Below are 13561 nucleotides of genomic sequence, written 5' to 3' on the forward strand. Positions count from 1 at the left end.
CGACGTGACCACCGTCGCCCAGGCACTCCGCGCGGCGGCGGGCGGGCTGCCCGGGCCGGTCAAGAAGCGCGCGGCGCAGAGCATCGGCCGGGCGACGACGACCCCCGTCCCGTCGCGGCGACCGTGTTCATCCCGGCGAGCGACCGGGCCGCCGACCGCTGCGGCGCCCGCCGGGACCACCGTCGCCCAGGCACTCCGCGCGGCGGCGGGCGGGCTGCCCGAGCTGGTCACGACGTGCGAGACCGGCGGTGCCGCGCTCCACCCGGAAGCCGGATCCGCTGCGGGCGACCGATCTGTCCTGCCTAGCCCGGTCCGCCGGGCTCGGTCCTCGCACCGCCGCCGGGCGGCCTGTGCACGACGTACGCCTCCTGGTACCGGGTCCTCGGCCGCGGAGGCGGTGCCGCAGCCGTGGTCACAGTCACCGGGGCGACTCCTGGACCCCGCGCAGGAGTTGGTAGAGCTGTTCACCGAGCCCCCGCGTCTCCGCCAGCCGCCGCACCGCCGTCGGGTCCGGGGTCACGGTGCGGTGAGCGCGCGCACCCGGCGCCGGGGCGGTCAGCGAGGGCAGGTCACCGAGCGCGTGCCGGGCAAGGAGCGCCGCACCGAACCCGGAGCCGGCGGCGTCGTCGGTGATCTCCAGGGGCATGTCGAGCGCGGCGGCGACGATCTCCGCCCAGAGCGGGGAGCGCAACGCGCCCCCCGTGGCCCGTACCGAAGTGATCGGGGCGTCGGCGGCGAGCAAGGAGTCGCGCACGAGGGCGAGTTGCTGCCCGACCCCCTCGATCATGGCTCGGGTCATATGGGCCCTGCCGTGTCCGCGGCGCAGCCCGATCAGGGCGCCGCGCGCGTCCGGGTCCCACCAGGGTGCGCGTTCCCCGAGCAGGTGGGGCAGGGCGATCAGACCCTCCGCGCCGGGCTCCACCTGGGCCGCCTCCTTCAGCAGATCGCCGACGTCGACGCCGCCGAAGGACTCGGCCGCCCACTGGGCGACGACCCCGGCATTGCTGACCGCGCCGCCGAGCACCCACAGTCCGTCGGCGAGGTAGTAGCAGAACACCCGGCAGCGTTCGTCCACGCCCGGCCGGTCGCGTACGACACGCAGGGCGCCACTGGTGCCGAGGGACAGCGCGGCGGTGGCGGGTGCGGTGGCCCCGACGGCGAGATTGGCCAGCGGGCCGTCTCCGGCGCCCGCCACCACGGGCAGCCCGGCGGGCAGCCCCAGTGCGGCGGCGACTTCCGGGAGCAGGGTGAACGCGGCGGTCGGCGGCACCAGTTCGGGCAGCCGGCCGGCGCTCACCCCGGCGATGTCCAGGGCGGGGCCGTGCCATCGAGTGGTGCGCATGTCCAGCAGGCCGGTGGCGGAGGCGCAGGACAGATCGGTGACCAGCCTGCCGGTGAACCGGAAGAGGACGTAGTCCTTCAGGCCGCACCAGGAGGCCGTACGCCGGACGAGTTCCGGCTCGTGTGCCGTGAACCAGGCGAGTTTGGTGAGCGGGGCCATGGAGTGCACGGGGGTTCCGGTCGCCCTGTGCAGCGCCTCGGCGCTTCCGGCCGCCCGCAGACCTCGGGCGATGTCGGCGGCCCGGGTGTCCGCCCAGCTCAGCGCCGGGGTCAGCGGTTCTCCGGCGGAATCCAGGGCGAGCAGGGTGTGCAGGGCCGCGCTGAAGGACAGGGCGGTCACCGTGAGACCGCGCCCCGCGCAGATCTCCGTGCTCTCCCGTACCGCGTCGACGACCCCGGCCAACACCGTCTCCGGGTCGTGGACGGCTTCCCCGTTCCGGCCCGTGCGCAGGGGCGCGGGGCGCTCGACGGTCGAGACCACCCGGTGGGCCCCGTCCACCGCGACCACCTTGGTCGCGGTGGTGCCCAGGTCTATCCCGAGCACTACCTGGGTTTCGTCCTTCATCACCGTCTTGGCCTCCGTTCCGCCTCCGTTTCCCCTTCGAGGACCGTAACAGCATGCGACACGCAGGCCAATATGCTGAACATTCGTCGGAGTTATTGAACTTTTCCACCATCCATGTTCAATATACTGTTCTCAGTACAGCATTTGGTTCAGGAGGTAGGTCTCAGTGTCAGGACATCCGGAGGTGGGCGTCGCCGGGCTCGGAGTCATGGGGGCAGCCATCGCCCGCAGACTGCTGCGGCGTGAACGCACCGTGCGGGTCTACGACGTCCGCCAGAACGCGGTGGCGGAACTCGCCAGGGACGGGGCGCAAGCAGTGGACTCGGCGGCACGGCTCGCCTCGTCCTCCGTGGTGATCCTGTCCCTCAACACCGCCGACATCGTCGAACAGGTGGTCTTCGGCCCCGAGGGGGTCCTCAGTGCCACACCCGAGGGCGTACTCGTCATCGACATGTCCAGCATCGACCCCGGGCGGACCCGCGTCTTCGCCGAACGGGCCGCGAAGCTCGGCGCCGGCTGGGTCGACGCCCCCTTGTCGGGCGGCGCACCGGGCGCGGAACGCGGTGAGCTGACGCTGATGCTCGGCGGCGAGGAGGAAGACGTGGAACGGGCGCTGACCGTGCTCGGCGCGCTCTCCTCCCGGCTCACCCACATCGGCCCGCCCGGCTCCGGGCAGCTGGTCAAGTCCGTCAACCAGGTTCTGGTCGGCTGCGGATTCGCCGCCCTCGCCGAGGCCGCCGCCCTGGTGCGGGCGGCCGGTCTGCCGCCACGGCAGGTCAAGGCGGCGCTCACCGGGGGCCGGGCCGACTCGGCGCTGCTCCAGGAGTTCTTCGTCAAGTTCGCCGAGGTCGACCTCACGCCCACCGGGCGGGTCAGCAACATGGTCAAGGACCTGGAGGCGGCCCGCGACTACGCGCGCTCGGCGGGAGTGCCGTTGCCGGTCACCACCGCAGTCTCCGAACTGCACCGCTGGCTGACCGCGGCAGGCCACGGCGACGCCGACAACGCCGCGCTCATGCACTACTACGGAACCGGAACCGGAGACAGATCCGGAGACGAAGCCGGAGACGGAACCGGTCGGACGGGAGACAGGTCATGACGGTTTCAGCCAAGGGACCCTCCCTGTTCGACCTCTCCGGGCGGCTGGCCCTCGTCACCGGTTCCAGCAAGGGCATCGGAGCGGCCCTCGCCGCCGGCCTGGCCGAGGCGGGCGCCGAACTCGTCCTCAACGGCCGCGATCCCGTGGCCCTGGAACGGGCCCGCGGTGAACTCGCCGAACGCACCGGGAACAAGGTCCACGCCGTGCCCTTCGACGTCACCGACGAGGCCGCCGTACGGGCAGGGGTCCAGGAGATCGAGGACCGGCTCGGCCCGCTGGACATCCTGGTCAACAACACCGGCGTACAGCACCGTGAGCCACTCCTCGAGGTGTCCGCCGACAACTTCGAGCGGGTCCTGCACACCAACCTCACCAGCGCCTTCCTGGTGGGCCGCGCGGTGGCCGCGGGCATGGTCGGGCGCGGCCGCGGAAAGATCGTCAACATCTGTTCCGTACAGACCTGGCTCGCCCGTCCCGGCATCGCCGCCTACGCGGCGTCCAAGGGCGGTCTCGCGATGCTGACCCGGGGCATGTGCGCGGAGTGGGCCGGTTCGGGGCTGACGGTCAACGGACTGGCGCCCGGATATGTGATCACCGAACTGACCCGCCCGCTCGTCGACGACCCGGCCTTCGACTCCTGGATCCGGGGCCGCACCCCGGCCGGACGCTGGGCCTCGGTCGAGGATCTCGTCGGAACACTGGTGTGGCTCGCCGCCCCGGCGTCGGACTTCGTCAACGGCCAGGTGATCGCCGTCGACGGCGGCCTGACCGCGGTCATCTGAGAAAGGACGGGACCGAGAACATGAACTCAGCGACGATGCGAGCGGTCGTGGCCCACGGCGCGGGGGACCTGCGCCTGGAGGAGCGGCCGGTGCCGAAGCCCGGGCCCGGCGAGGTGGCGGTCGACATCCGCTACGGCGGGATCTGCGGCTCCGACCTGCACTACTGGCGGCACGGCGCGGTCGGCGACTTCCGGCTGCGCGAACCGCTCGTCCTCGGTCACGAGATCGTCGGCCGGGTACGCGCGGTGGGCCCCGGTACCGAGGCCCCGCCCCCCGGGACCCCGGTGGCCGTGCACCCGCTGGCCTCCTGCGGCAGGTGCCGGCAGTGCCTCGCCGGACGGCGCAACACCTGCCTGGACACCGGCTATCTGGGCAGCGCCGCCCGCAACCCCCACGTCCAGGGCGGCTTCGCGTCGGTCCTGGTGGTGCCCGCGGACCGGGTGCTGCCCCTGCCCGAGGGCCTGGACATGCGGCTCGCCGCGGTCGCCGAGCCCGCGGCGGTCGCCTGGCACGCGGTACGCCAGGCCGGTGACGTGCGCGGGAAGCGGGTGCTGGTCACCGGCGCCGGACCGATCGGCTGCCTGGTCGTCGCGGCCCTGCGCGCCGCCGGCGCCGGCGAGATCATCGTGACCGACGTCCACGAGGCCCCGCTGGCCGTCGCCAGGCAGGTGGGCGCCACCTCCACCGTACGGATCGGGGCCCCCACGACCGAGAAGAACGAACTGGAGGAACTGGAGGATCTGGAGGAACTCGCGGCGGACATCGCCATCGAGTCCTCGGGCAACCCCGCCGGGCTGCGCACCTGTGTGTACGGAGTGGACCGGGGCGGACTGGTGGTGGGTCTCGGTCTGCTCCCGCCCGGGGACACCCCGGTGGCCGCGAACGCCGTGATCACAAGGGAGCTGCGGCTGGTCGGCTCCTTCCGCTTCGACACCGAACTCGGCGAGGTGCTCCGGGCACTGGCCGACGGCCGCCTCCCGGTCGACCCGGTGGTGACCTCCGTACTCCCCGTGGCACAAACCGGCGCCGCCTTCGAACTGGCAGCCGACCCGGCGCGCTCCTGCAAGGTGCTCCTCGACTTCGCGGACCCGGAGGACCTCCTGCCCGCAAGTGGCAGACTGCTTCCATGACTACGCACCAGAACCTGCTCGGCGGCCCGGAGCCCACGCACCTGCCGGAGAACGAAGCGGCGTACCGCCTGCTGGGCGAAGAATCCCGGCCCCCGGCCGAGGTCGCGGCGCAGCACCCCACGTTCTCGCTCGCCTGGGCGATGCTCGCCGACGACGCCTTCGAGGCAGGCCGAGTGGTCGAGTCGTACGCCTATGCCCGCACCGGCTATCACCGCGGTCTGGACTCGCTGCGCCGGGCCGGGTGGAAGGGCCATGGCCCCATCCCTTGGGACCACCGGGCCAATCGCGGATTCCTGCGCTGCCTCGCCGCCCTCGCCCGCGCCGCCGGCGAGATCAACGAGAAGGACGAGACCGAGCGCTGCTGGCAGTTCCTCAAGGACAGCAGCGCAGAGGCGTACGAGGAGCTGAAGCGGTAGACCACCTCACCCCCAGCCCCCAGCCCGTCCGGCGTTTGAGGACAAGGCCCGTTCAGGGCCGACAGCGGGGGTCTGGGGGCGGCAGCCCCCAGGGATGGGACGGGTAGGGGCGGCGGGGGCGAGTTCAAGGACGGTCACCCTCCACCGTCCCCACCCCCTCCAGCGGCGGAGCCGTCACGCACCCGTGGGTACGACACTCCGGGTGCAGGCACTCCGCCCCCGGCCTCCGCACCGTCAGGAACGCCAGCACCGACCCCACCACCAAAATCACCGCACACACCACCATCGCCCGCCGGAACGCGTCGTCGAACGCCGCCCCCGACCGGTACGCCTCCGCCCCCATCCCCGTCAGCACCGGCAACGCCGCGACCGCCACCAGGCCCGCCGCCCGCGCCGCCGCGTTGTTCACCCCGCTCGCCAGCCCGGCCCGCTCGACGTTCACCGACGCCAGCACACTCGCCGTGAGCGGCGCGACCAGCGCCACCAGGCCCAGCCCGAGCACCAGCACGGCGGGCAGCACATCCCCCACGTACGACGCCCCGGCACCCACCCGCAACATCAGCAGCATCCCCGCCGCACACAGCAAGGGCCCGACCGTCAGCGGAACACGCGGCCCGATCCGCACCGCCAGCTCGCCCGAGCGCGCCGACAGCAGCAGCATCAGGGCGGTGGTGGGCAGCAGAGCCGTTCCTGCCCCCAGGGCCGAGTAACCGACCACCACCTGGAGCTGGAGCGCGGAGAGGAAGAAGAAGCCTCCGAGGGCCGCGTACACGCACAGGGTGACCAGATTGACGGCCGTGAACTGGCGCGAGGCGAAGATGTCCAGCGGCATCATCGCGTCGTCGGCGCGCCGCTGCTCGACGTACACGAAGGCCACGCCCGCCGCGACGCCCGCCACCGCCGACACCACAACCACCACGGAACCGGACCGCGCCTCGATCAGCGCGTACGTCACCAGGGCGAGGGACAGCGCGCCCAGGGCCGCGCCCAGGACGTCGAAGCGGCCGTGCGTGGCGCGGCCGTCGCCGGACTCGGGGACATGCCGTAGGGCGACGGGGACGCAGAGCAGGGCCAGCGGGACGTTGAGCAGGAACACCCACCGCCACCCGGGCCCGTCCACCAGCCAGCCGCCCAGGAAGGGCCCCACGGCCGCCCCGATCCCCCCGAAGCCCGACCACAGGCCGACCGCCCGCCCCCGGTCGTCGGGGTGGAAGGAGGCCTGGATGAGGGCCAGGGAGCCGGGCGTGAGCAGCGCCCCGCCGACGCCCTGCAAGGCGCGGGCGGCGACCAGCACACCGGTGTTCGGAGCGAGCCCGCACAGCAGGGAGGCGATGGCGAACCACACCACCCCGACCACGAAGACCTTGCGACGGCCGAACCGGTCCCCGAGCGAACCGCCGAGCAGGATCAGCCCGGCCAGCGTCAGCATGTACGCGTTGACCGTCCACTGGAGGGCGGCCAGATCGGCGTCGAGGTCGCGGCCGATGCGCGGCAGCGCGACGTTCACGACGGTCGAGTCGAGGAGGGCCATGCTGGAGCCGAGGATCGTGGTGAGAAGGATCCACCGGCCCTGGGGCGAGGCGAGGCGCACGTCGGACATGCCCCAGGTATACAGCGAGCCCGGCGCCGTCGGACAGTCGACGAACGCCGGGCTCCCAGGAAGCAGCGCGGGTTACTTGATCCGCGTACCCGCCGAGCGCAGGTTCTGCGTGGCCTCGACGACACGCGCGGCCATGCTCGCCTCGGCCAGCTTGCCCCACGTACGCGGGTCGTACGTCGACTTGGAACCGACCTCGCCGTCGACCTTCAGGACGCCGTCGTAGTTGCGGAACATGTGGTCGGCGACGGGACGCGTGAAGGCGTACTGCGTGTCCGTGTCGATGTTCATCTTGACGACGCCGTTCTCCAGCGCGGTACGGATCTCCTCCTCCGAGGAGCCGGAGCCGCCGTGGAAGACGAAGTCGAACGGCTGGGAGCCGGCCGGCTTGCCGTACTTGGCGGCGACGCCCTCGTTCAGCTCCTTGAGCAGGTCGGGGCGGAGCACGACGTTGCCCGGCTTGTACACGCCGTGGACGTTGCCGAAGGAGGCGGCCAGCAGGTAGCGCCCCTTCTCCCCGAGACCGAGCGCCTCGACGGTCCGCACGGCGTCGTCGACGGTGGTGTAGAGGGAGTCGTTGATCTCGTGCGAGACACCGTCCTCCTCGCCACCGGTCGGCGTGATCTCGACCTCGAGGACGATCTTCGCGGCGACGGCGCGGGCCAGCAGCTCCTGCGCGATGGCGAGGTTGTCGGCGAGGGTCTCGGCGGAACCGTCCCACATGTGGGACTGGAACAGCGGGTTGCGGCCGGCCTTCACGCGCTCCTCGGACACGGCCAGCAGCGGCCGTACGTACCCGTCGAGCTTGTTCTTCGGGCAGTGGTCGGTGTGCAGGGCGACCGTGACCGGGTACTTCTCGGAGACGATGTGCGCGAACTCGGCCAGGGCCACGGAACCGGTGACCATTTCCTTGCTGTACTGGCCGCCGAGGAACTCGGCACCACCCGTGGAGATCTGGATGATGCCGTCGCTCTCCGCCTCCGCGAAGCCGCGCAGCGCAGCGTGCAGGGTCTGGGTCGACGTCACGTTGATGGCCGGGTAGGCGAACTTGCCTGCCTTTGCCCGGTCAAGCATTTCGCTGTAGACCTCAGGGGTTGCGATGGGCATGTGTCCGCTCCTCGTGATGTGCGGGTTGGTGATCCGGCGTACTGCGTACCTACGGCCCTGACCTAGACCTTTTGGCTGCGATGTGGCTGCGAGACCTGGGAAGCGACGTCATCGTCGGCCCTATCTTTCCAGACGTTTCCGTCCAGATGTCCGGCCCGGTCGTCAGTCCAGCCCCAGGTCGCCCTTCGAGTACGCGAAGAGGTACGGGACCCCGGCACCCTGCTCGATCTTCTCGGCGGCGCCGGTCGCCCGGTCGACGATGGTCGCCACGCCCACCACCTCGGCGCCGGCCTCGCGCACGGCCTGTACGGCGGTGAGCGGCGAGTCGCCGGTCGTGGACGTGTCCTCGACGACGAGCACCCGCCGCCCGGCGATGCTCGGCCCTTCGACCCGCTTCTGCATCCCGTGCGCCTTGGCGGCCTTGCGCACGACGAAGGCGTCGAGGCGCTTTCCGCGCGCGGAGGCCGCGTGCATCATCGCCGTCCCGACGGGATCGGCCCCCATCGTCAGCCCGCCCACGGCGTCGAACTCGATCCCCGCGTCCGCCGCCAGATCGAGCAGCACCTGCCCGACCAGCGGCGCGGCCTCCCCGTCGAGGGTGACGAGGCGGAGGTCGATGTAGTAGTCCGCCTCGATCCCCGACGACAGGGTCACCTTGCCGTGCACCACGGCCTTGTCCTTGATCTGCCGCAGCAGCGCGCCGCGTACGTCTACGTCACTCATGCCAGCCAGCGTAAACGTCGCGTCGCTAGAGGCTCCGCCAGCTCCAGGTGGTACTGGCTTCCAGGGGCTCGATGGGCGTGACGAGCCGCGGCAGGGTGTTGAGCCCGTTGGGCGGCCCGGTCTGCGGCTCCACACACACGGCGGCGTCCTGCTCGTCGTACACGACGACCCATTCCTCGGGACTGGTCACCTTCAGCTCGATCCGCCCCGGCCAGGTGAGGGTGACGTCGACGCCACCGGGCATACCGAAGCAGTCGTCCCAGGGGCCGGGCTTCGGGTCGATGCGCTTGCCGGTGGGGAGGTGGTCGTCGCCGCGCTCCTCCTGCCAGCCGGCGTCGAAGGAGACGAGCACGTCCTCGCTGCCGCCCCCGAGGTTCCGGTTGAACCAGGGGTGCCAGCCGATCTGCGCCGGGAAGGAATCGGCGTACGTCTCCACGGACATGGTGAGCGTGAGGGCGTCCGGGGTCAGCGCGACGACCTGCGTGACGCGGCCGGCGTAGGGCCAGGGCTCGACGAGGTCGTACGTGATCACCGCTTCGTCGGCGGTGACGCGCGCCACCCGCCAGGCGCCGTCGCGGACGGTGCCGTGGATGGCGTGCGGCGGGGAGTTGAGCGGCAGCTGACGCACCGTGCCGCCGTCCAGGAACCGTCCGTCCCGGGTGCGCCCGCACCACGGAACCATCGGAAAGCACCCGAACCGCTCACCTTGCCGCAGCAGCTCGACCCCACCGACCCGCAACCCACCGACCCGCCCGCCGTTCCCCGGCTCCACGGTCACCTCCGCGTCACCCGCGGCCAGCGTGATGTCATCGTTACTCACGCGTCGACCCTACCGGCCCCGGCGCGTCCCCCCTCGCCCGGTGTTCACAGTCGAGGCCGCTGCACCCCAGGCCGCGTTTCCCCCCACTGCCCCTGGGCTCGGGCGTCCTCCCACTCACACACTCGTCAGCCCCTCGGAGGCATCACACCAGCAGCGGACCACCGCATCGTTCGGCGCCTTCCTTCACGGCGATCAAATTGGCCTGCACATAGGAGATGTGGTTCCTGGAGTGCCAGTCGGTCGGGTAGTAGGTGACCAACCGTGAACGGTGGAACCGAGCCTGGATCTCGGGTACGAAAGCGCGGTACTGGTTGTCGGTGTAGTACCAGAACGAGTTCTCGTTGTAGTAGGCGACGTGCGTCGGGTCCTGGTACGCGCCCCGACCGTCGGAGCTGGGAGTCTGGGTGAGGAGCATGCCGCCCGGTGCCAGCAGGCGGTACAGCTCGTTGATCAGCGGAATCTTCGCGGGTACGTGCTCCAGGAAGTCCACTGCCCGGAGCAGGCCGACCGAGCCGTCAGGCAGGTCCAGTGGCTCGGGCAGCCTCGCGACGATGTCGACGCCGTCTCTTGGGTACTGGTCCACGCCCAGGTAGCCGGGCGGCTTGCGGTGTGCGGCGCCGAGGTCCAGCGCGAGCAGACCGCGTCGCCTGGTCCAGGCGAGAGCGTTGGCCTCGATGTATTTGTCGTACAGCGCTACCGTCTCGCGCTGGATGTGCGCGTTGATCTCAGTGTCGCGCTGGGTGTTGTGGGGGTGCATCCGCTGCAGATACAGGCAGCTGGGGATCCGGTGGAAGTCACCCGCCTGGAAGAGACGGCACATCAGGTCCTGGTCGTCCAGCACGGTGCGCGTGGCGTCATAGCCGCCGACCTGCTCGTAGGTGTCCTTGCGGAACGCCCGCACATGGTTGGGGGCGTACCAGATGTACGAGACATTGTGCGGCGTCGGTGCCATGGAGACAGCCTGCAGGAGCCGGCGGCCGTCGACATCGACCTCCTCGTACTGCCAGCCGTGCGCCTCGTTGAACCGCGTGTCGTCCCGGCTTCCGTCCTCGGTGATCTGAGCGGTGTTGCTGTAGACGAAGACGACGTCGGGACGCTCGTCGAAGGCGTTCGCCAGTTCTGCCAGGCAGTCCTTCGCCAGCAGGTCGTCGTGGTCGAGCTCGACGAGGATCTCTCCGCGTGCCAGTTCGCAGGCGCGGCGCTTGGCCGCCCCCACCCCTTGAATGTGGTCCGCGACCTCTACCCGGACGCGGTCGTCGGGGTGTTCGGGCCGCCATCGCGTGCCGTTGTTGAGGAGCACGATCCACTCCCAGTCGGAGCGGGTCTGCGCCTGGAGCGTGGTGAGGCATTCGTCGAGGAAACGCGATCGGTGGCTGGGAGTGAAGACAGAGAATTTCGGGGTTGGGGAAGACGTCATCTGCTGGTACCTGCCTGAGTGCCTGTCGATGCTGCGGTCGTGGAATCGCGGAACTGTTCCGGGACGAACTGTTGGAGAGACGGGTCGGCGCGGACGGCGAAGCCGAAGGCGTCCTCGGCCTCGCCGTCACGGCCCTCCTTCGCCAGCGCCTGTCCAAGGTGCAGATAGGCCGTGGCTGCCTGTGGGTCGGCGCCCACGATGTGTTCCAGAAGAGCGATCGCCTCGTCGGTGTCGCTCGACTCGAGCAGGACTGCCTTGTTGTACAGGGCCGATGTGAAATCCGGATCGATCTTCAGGGCCTTGTCGTAAGCCGCGCGCGCGTCAGCCGTCCTGTGGTCCTGTTGGGCGATGACGCCGAGGTTGTACCAGGCGAGTTTGTTGGCGGGATCCAGGTCCAGAACCTTTCTGAAGCTGCTCGTCGCCCCGGAGAAGTCCTTGTTCTCGCCCTGTCTGATGCCTGCTTGAAGCAGTTCCTCCGCCTTCAGGACGAGCTTGGCCGCCGGTCCTGTGGACTGGGTTCCAGTCGCAGGCGTGGTCGTGTGGTCCGCTGTGGGTAGGTGCACCCACCCGGTCACCACCTGGGCGACCACGACTGTGGCGACGAGTGCGGTCCACAGTCCCATCCGCTTTTTCACGGGTTCTACCTCATCGATCCGGCAACGCGAGTGAGTGGGCCGAGACGGACAAGCGCGTGTATATGTGCCGTCCCCCGAGGGACGGCACTCGGTGCCCCCACCCGTGAACACCGGCCGGCCCAGCGAGGCTCGAGGCCCGGGGGCTCACGGCGCGCATACCGCGTAGACGGTGACTGAGCGAGGGCCGGCGGAGACTGCCTGCCAACCAGTCGCCGGAGAGCCCCCGATGGGACGGCTGACGAGCATCTCGTTGGCGAGAGACCCCGCAGCCTGGTAACCGCCACCGATCGCGAACGTGCCGGCGGGGCACAAGACCGTGACGCTGCCTGTGCCGCTGGTAGCCGTGACAACGGTGCTCTGCGACCCGGGGCTCGCGCCTTGGAAGCCCTGGGTGCCTTGGAAGCCCTGGAAGCCCTGCGTGCCGGTGGTCCCCTGGGTGCCCTGATTCCCCTGGAAGCCCTGGGTGCCCTGCGCACCGGTGTCACCCTGGGTCCCCTGGTTTCCCTGAAAACCTTGCGTGCCGGTGGTCCCCTGGAAACCTTGGGTGCCCTGAAAGCCCTGGAAACCCTGCGTGCCAGTCGTCCCCTGAAAACCCTGAGTGCCCTGAAAGCCCTGAGTGCCCTGCGCACCGGTGTCACCCTGGGTCCCCTGATTCCCCTGAAAACCCTGAGTACCGGTATCACCCTGGAAGCCTTGGGTGCCTTGGAAGCCCTGGAAACCCTGCGTGCCGGTGGTTCCCTGAGTGCCCTGGTTTCCCTGGAAGCCCTGGGTGCCCTGCGCACCGGTGTCACCCTGGGTCCCCTGATTCCCCTGGAAACCCTGAGTGCCGGTATCACCCTGAAAACCCTGGGTGCCCTGAAATCCCTGGAAACCCTGCGCGCCAGTCGTCCCCTGAAAACCCTGAGTGCCCTGGAAACCCTGGGTGCCCTGCGCACCGGTGTCACCCTGGGTCCCCTGATTCCCCTGGAAACCCTGAGTGCCGGTATCACCCTGGAAGCCTTGGGTGCCTTGGAAGCCCTGGAAACCCTGCGTGCCGGTGGTTCCTTGGGTGCCCTGGTTTCCCTGGAAGCCCTGGGTGCCCTGAGCGCCGGTGTCGCCCTGGGTCCCCTGGTTTCCCTGGAAGCCCTGCGTGCCGGTATCACCCTGAAAACCCTGGGTGCCCTGAAATCCCTGGAAACCCTGCGCGCCAGTCGTCCCCTGGGTCCCCTGGTTTCCCTGAAAACCCTGAGTACCGGTGGTCCCCTGAAAACCCTGGGTGCCCTGAAATCCCTGGAAACCCTGCGTGCCAGTCGTCCCCTGAAAACCCTGAGTGCCCTGAAAGCCCTGGGTGCCCTGCGCACCGATGTCACCCTGGGTCCCCTGATTCCCCTGGAAACCCTGCGTGCCGGTACCACCCTGAAAACCTTGGGTTCCCTGGTTTCCCTGGAAGCCCTGGGTGCCGGTCGTCCCCTGGAAACCTTGGGTGCCCTGGAAACCCTGGGTGCCCTGCGCACCGGTGTCACCCTGGGTCCCCTGGTTTCCCTGAAAACCCTGAGTACCGGTGGTCCCCTGAAAACCCTGGGTGCCCTGAAATCCCTGGAAACCCTGCGTGCCGGCCGTCCCCTGAAAACCCTGAGTCCCCTGAAAGCCCTGAGTGCCCTGCGCACCGGCGTCACCCTGGGTCCCCTGATTCCCCTGAAAACCCTGAGTACCGGTGGTCCCCTGAAAACCCTGGGTGCCCTGAGCGCCGGTATCACCCTGGGTTCCCTGGTTTCCCTGAAAACCCTGGGTGCCCTGCACACCGGTGTCGCCCTGGGTCCCCTGGTTTCCCTGAAAACCCTGAGTACCGGTATCACCCTGAAAACCCTGGGTGCCCTGAAATCCCTGGAAACCCTGCGTGCCGGCCGTCCCCTGAAAACCCTGAGTCCCCTGGAAACCCTGGGTGCCCTG

Annotated in this window: 13 protein-coding genes; 5 read left to right on the forward strand and 8 right to left on the reverse strand. The window is 70.0% G+C overall.

The window, feature by feature from the left end:
• On the reverse strand, positions 1–231 hold a 231-nt coding region (locus ACH4TV_RS43410; protein WP_398406934.1), incomplete at its 3' end, for a hypothetical protein.
• Between the two features lie 187 nt (positions 232–418).
• Positions 419–1906 carry a gluconokinase gene (locus tag ACH4TV_RS43415; protein WP_398406935.1) on the reverse strand — a complete coding sequence of 496 codons (1488 nt, stop codon included), beginning with the start codon at positions 1904–1906 and terminating at the stop codon, positions 419–421.
• A gap of 166 nt (positions 1907–2072) precedes the next feature.
• Between ACH4TV_RS43415 and ACH4TV_RS43420 the strand changes: the two genes are divergently transcribed.
• From ACH4TV_RS43420 to ACH4TV_RS43435, 4 genes are read left to right on the forward strand one after another with little or no spacing between them, the layout of a single operon-like run.
• Entirely contained in the window at positions 2073–3005 is a 933-nt protein-coding gene (locus ACH4TV_RS43420; RefSeq protein WP_398406937.1) for an NAD(P)-dependent oxidoreductase, read from the forward strand.
• Complete coding sequence (locus ACH4TV_RS43425; protein WP_398406938.1) at positions 3002–3787, forward strand: SDR family oxidoreductase; 786 nt, start codon at positions 3002–3004, stop codon at positions 3785–3787. Before ACH4TV_RS43420 ends, ACH4TV_RS43425 begins: the two co-directional genes overlap by 4 nt.
• A gap of 20 nt (positions 3788–3807) precedes the next feature.
• Positions 3808–4917, forward strand: a complete 1110-nt coding sequence (locus tag ACH4TV_RS43430; RefSeq protein ID WP_398406939.1) for an L-idonate 5-dehydrogenase — start codon at positions 3808–3810, stop codon at positions 4915–4917.
• Positions 4914–5333, forward strand: coding sequence for a DUF3151 domain-containing protein (locus ACH4TV_RS43435; protein WP_398406940.1), 420 nt, complete (start codon positions 4914–4916; stop codon positions 5331–5333). The genes ACH4TV_RS43430 and ACH4TV_RS43435 overlap by 4 nt, the downstream gene beginning before the upstream one ends.
• A gap of 124 nt (positions 5334–5457) precedes the next feature.
• Here ACH4TV_RS43435 and ACH4TV_RS43440 read toward each other — a convergent pair whose 3' ends face one another.
• The 6 genes from ACH4TV_RS43440 to ACH4TV_RS43465 all read right to left on the reverse strand — a co-directional run bounded on the left by ACH4TV_RS43440 (position 5458) and on the right by ACH4TV_RS43465 (position 11632).
• Complete coding sequence (locus ACH4TV_RS43440) at positions 5458–6933, reverse strand: MFS transporter (RefSeq protein ID WP_398406942.1); 1476 nt, start codon at positions 6931–6933, stop codon at positions 5458–5460.
• 72 nt (positions 6934–7005) lie between these two features.
• Positions 7006–8037 (reverse strand): class II fructose-bisphosphate aldolase, encoded by a 1032-nt coding sequence (gene fbaA, locus ACH4TV_RS43445; protein ID WP_398406944.1) that lies wholly within the window; start codon positions 8035–8037, stop codon positions 7006–7008.
• Between the two features lie 162 nt (positions 8038–8199).
• Entirely contained in the window at positions 8200–8760 is a 561-nt protein-coding gene (pyrE, locus tag ACH4TV_RS43450; RefSeq protein WP_398406946.1) for an orotate phosphoribosyltransferase, read from the reverse strand.
• A 25-nt stretch (positions 8761–8785) separates the two neighbouring features.
• Positions 8786–9580: an aldose 1-epimerase gene (locus tag ACH4TV_RS43455; RefSeq protein ID WP_398406947.1), complete on the reverse strand. Its 795-nt coding sequence runs from the start codon at positions 9578–9580 to the stop codon at positions 8786–8788.
• A 142-nt stretch (positions 9581–9722) separates the two neighbouring features.
• Positions 9723–10997, reverse strand: coding sequence for a glycosyltransferase (locus ACH4TV_RS43460; protein ID WP_398406948.1), 1275 nt, complete (start codon positions 10995–10997; stop codon positions 9723–9725).
• Positions 10994–11632 (reverse strand): tetratricopeptide repeat protein, encoded by a 639-nt coding sequence (locus ACH4TV_RS43465; RefSeq protein ID WP_398406949.1) that lies wholly within the window; start codon positions 11630–11632, stop codon positions 10994–10996. Before ACH4TV_RS43465 ends, ACH4TV_RS43460 begins: the two co-directional genes overlap by 4 nt.
• A 396-nt stretch (positions 11633–12028) precedes the next feature.
• On the opposite strand from ACH4TV_RS43465, the gene ACH4TV_RS43470 reads away from it, so the two are divergent.
• Positions 12029–13561, forward strand: a 1533-nt coding sequence (locus ACH4TV_RS43470) for a hypothetical protein (protein ID WP_398406950.1), incomplete at its 3' end; no start/stop codon positions are given.

The organism is Streptomyces sp. NPDC020898 (assembly GCF_044333925.1).
GTDB lineage: Bacteria > Actinomycetota > Actinomycetes > Streptomycetales > Streptomycetaceae > Streptomyces.

Bases quoted from the DNA above. Each gene is read 5' to 3' on its own strand.
- ACH4TV_RS43460 (WP_398406948.1), bottom strand. From the start codon at position 10,997: ATGACGTCTTCCCCAACCCCGAAATTCTCTGTCTTCACTCCCAGCCAC.
- ACH4TV_RS43435 (WP_398406940.1), top strand. From the start codon at position 4,914: ATGACTACGCACCAGAACCTGCTCGGCGGCCCGGAGCCCACGCACCTG.
- ACH4TV_RS43425 (WP_398406938.1), top strand. From the start codon at position 3,002: ATGACGGTTTCAGCCAAGGGACCCTCCCTGTTCGACCTCTCCGGGCGG.
- ACH4TV_RS43430 (WP_398406939.1), top strand. From the start codon at position 3,808: ATGAACTCAGCGACGATGCGAGCGGTCGTGGCCCACGGCGCGGGGGAC.
- pyrE (WP_398406946.1), bottom strand. From the start codon at position 8,760: ATGAGTGACGTAGACGTACGCGGCGCGCTGCTGCGGCAGATCAAGGAC.
- fbaA (WP_398406944.1), bottom strand. From the start codon at position 8,037: ATGCCCATCGCAACCCCTGAGGTCTACAGCGAAATGCTTGACCGGGCA.
- ACH4TV_RS43440 (WP_398406942.1), bottom strand. From the start codon at position 6,933: ATGTCCGACGTGCGCCTCGCCTCGCCCCAGGGCCGGTGGATCCTTCTC.
- ACH4TV_RS43415 (WP_398406935.1), bottom strand. From the start codon at position 1,906: ATGAAGGACGAAACCCAGGTAGTGCTCGGGATAGACCTGGGCACCACC.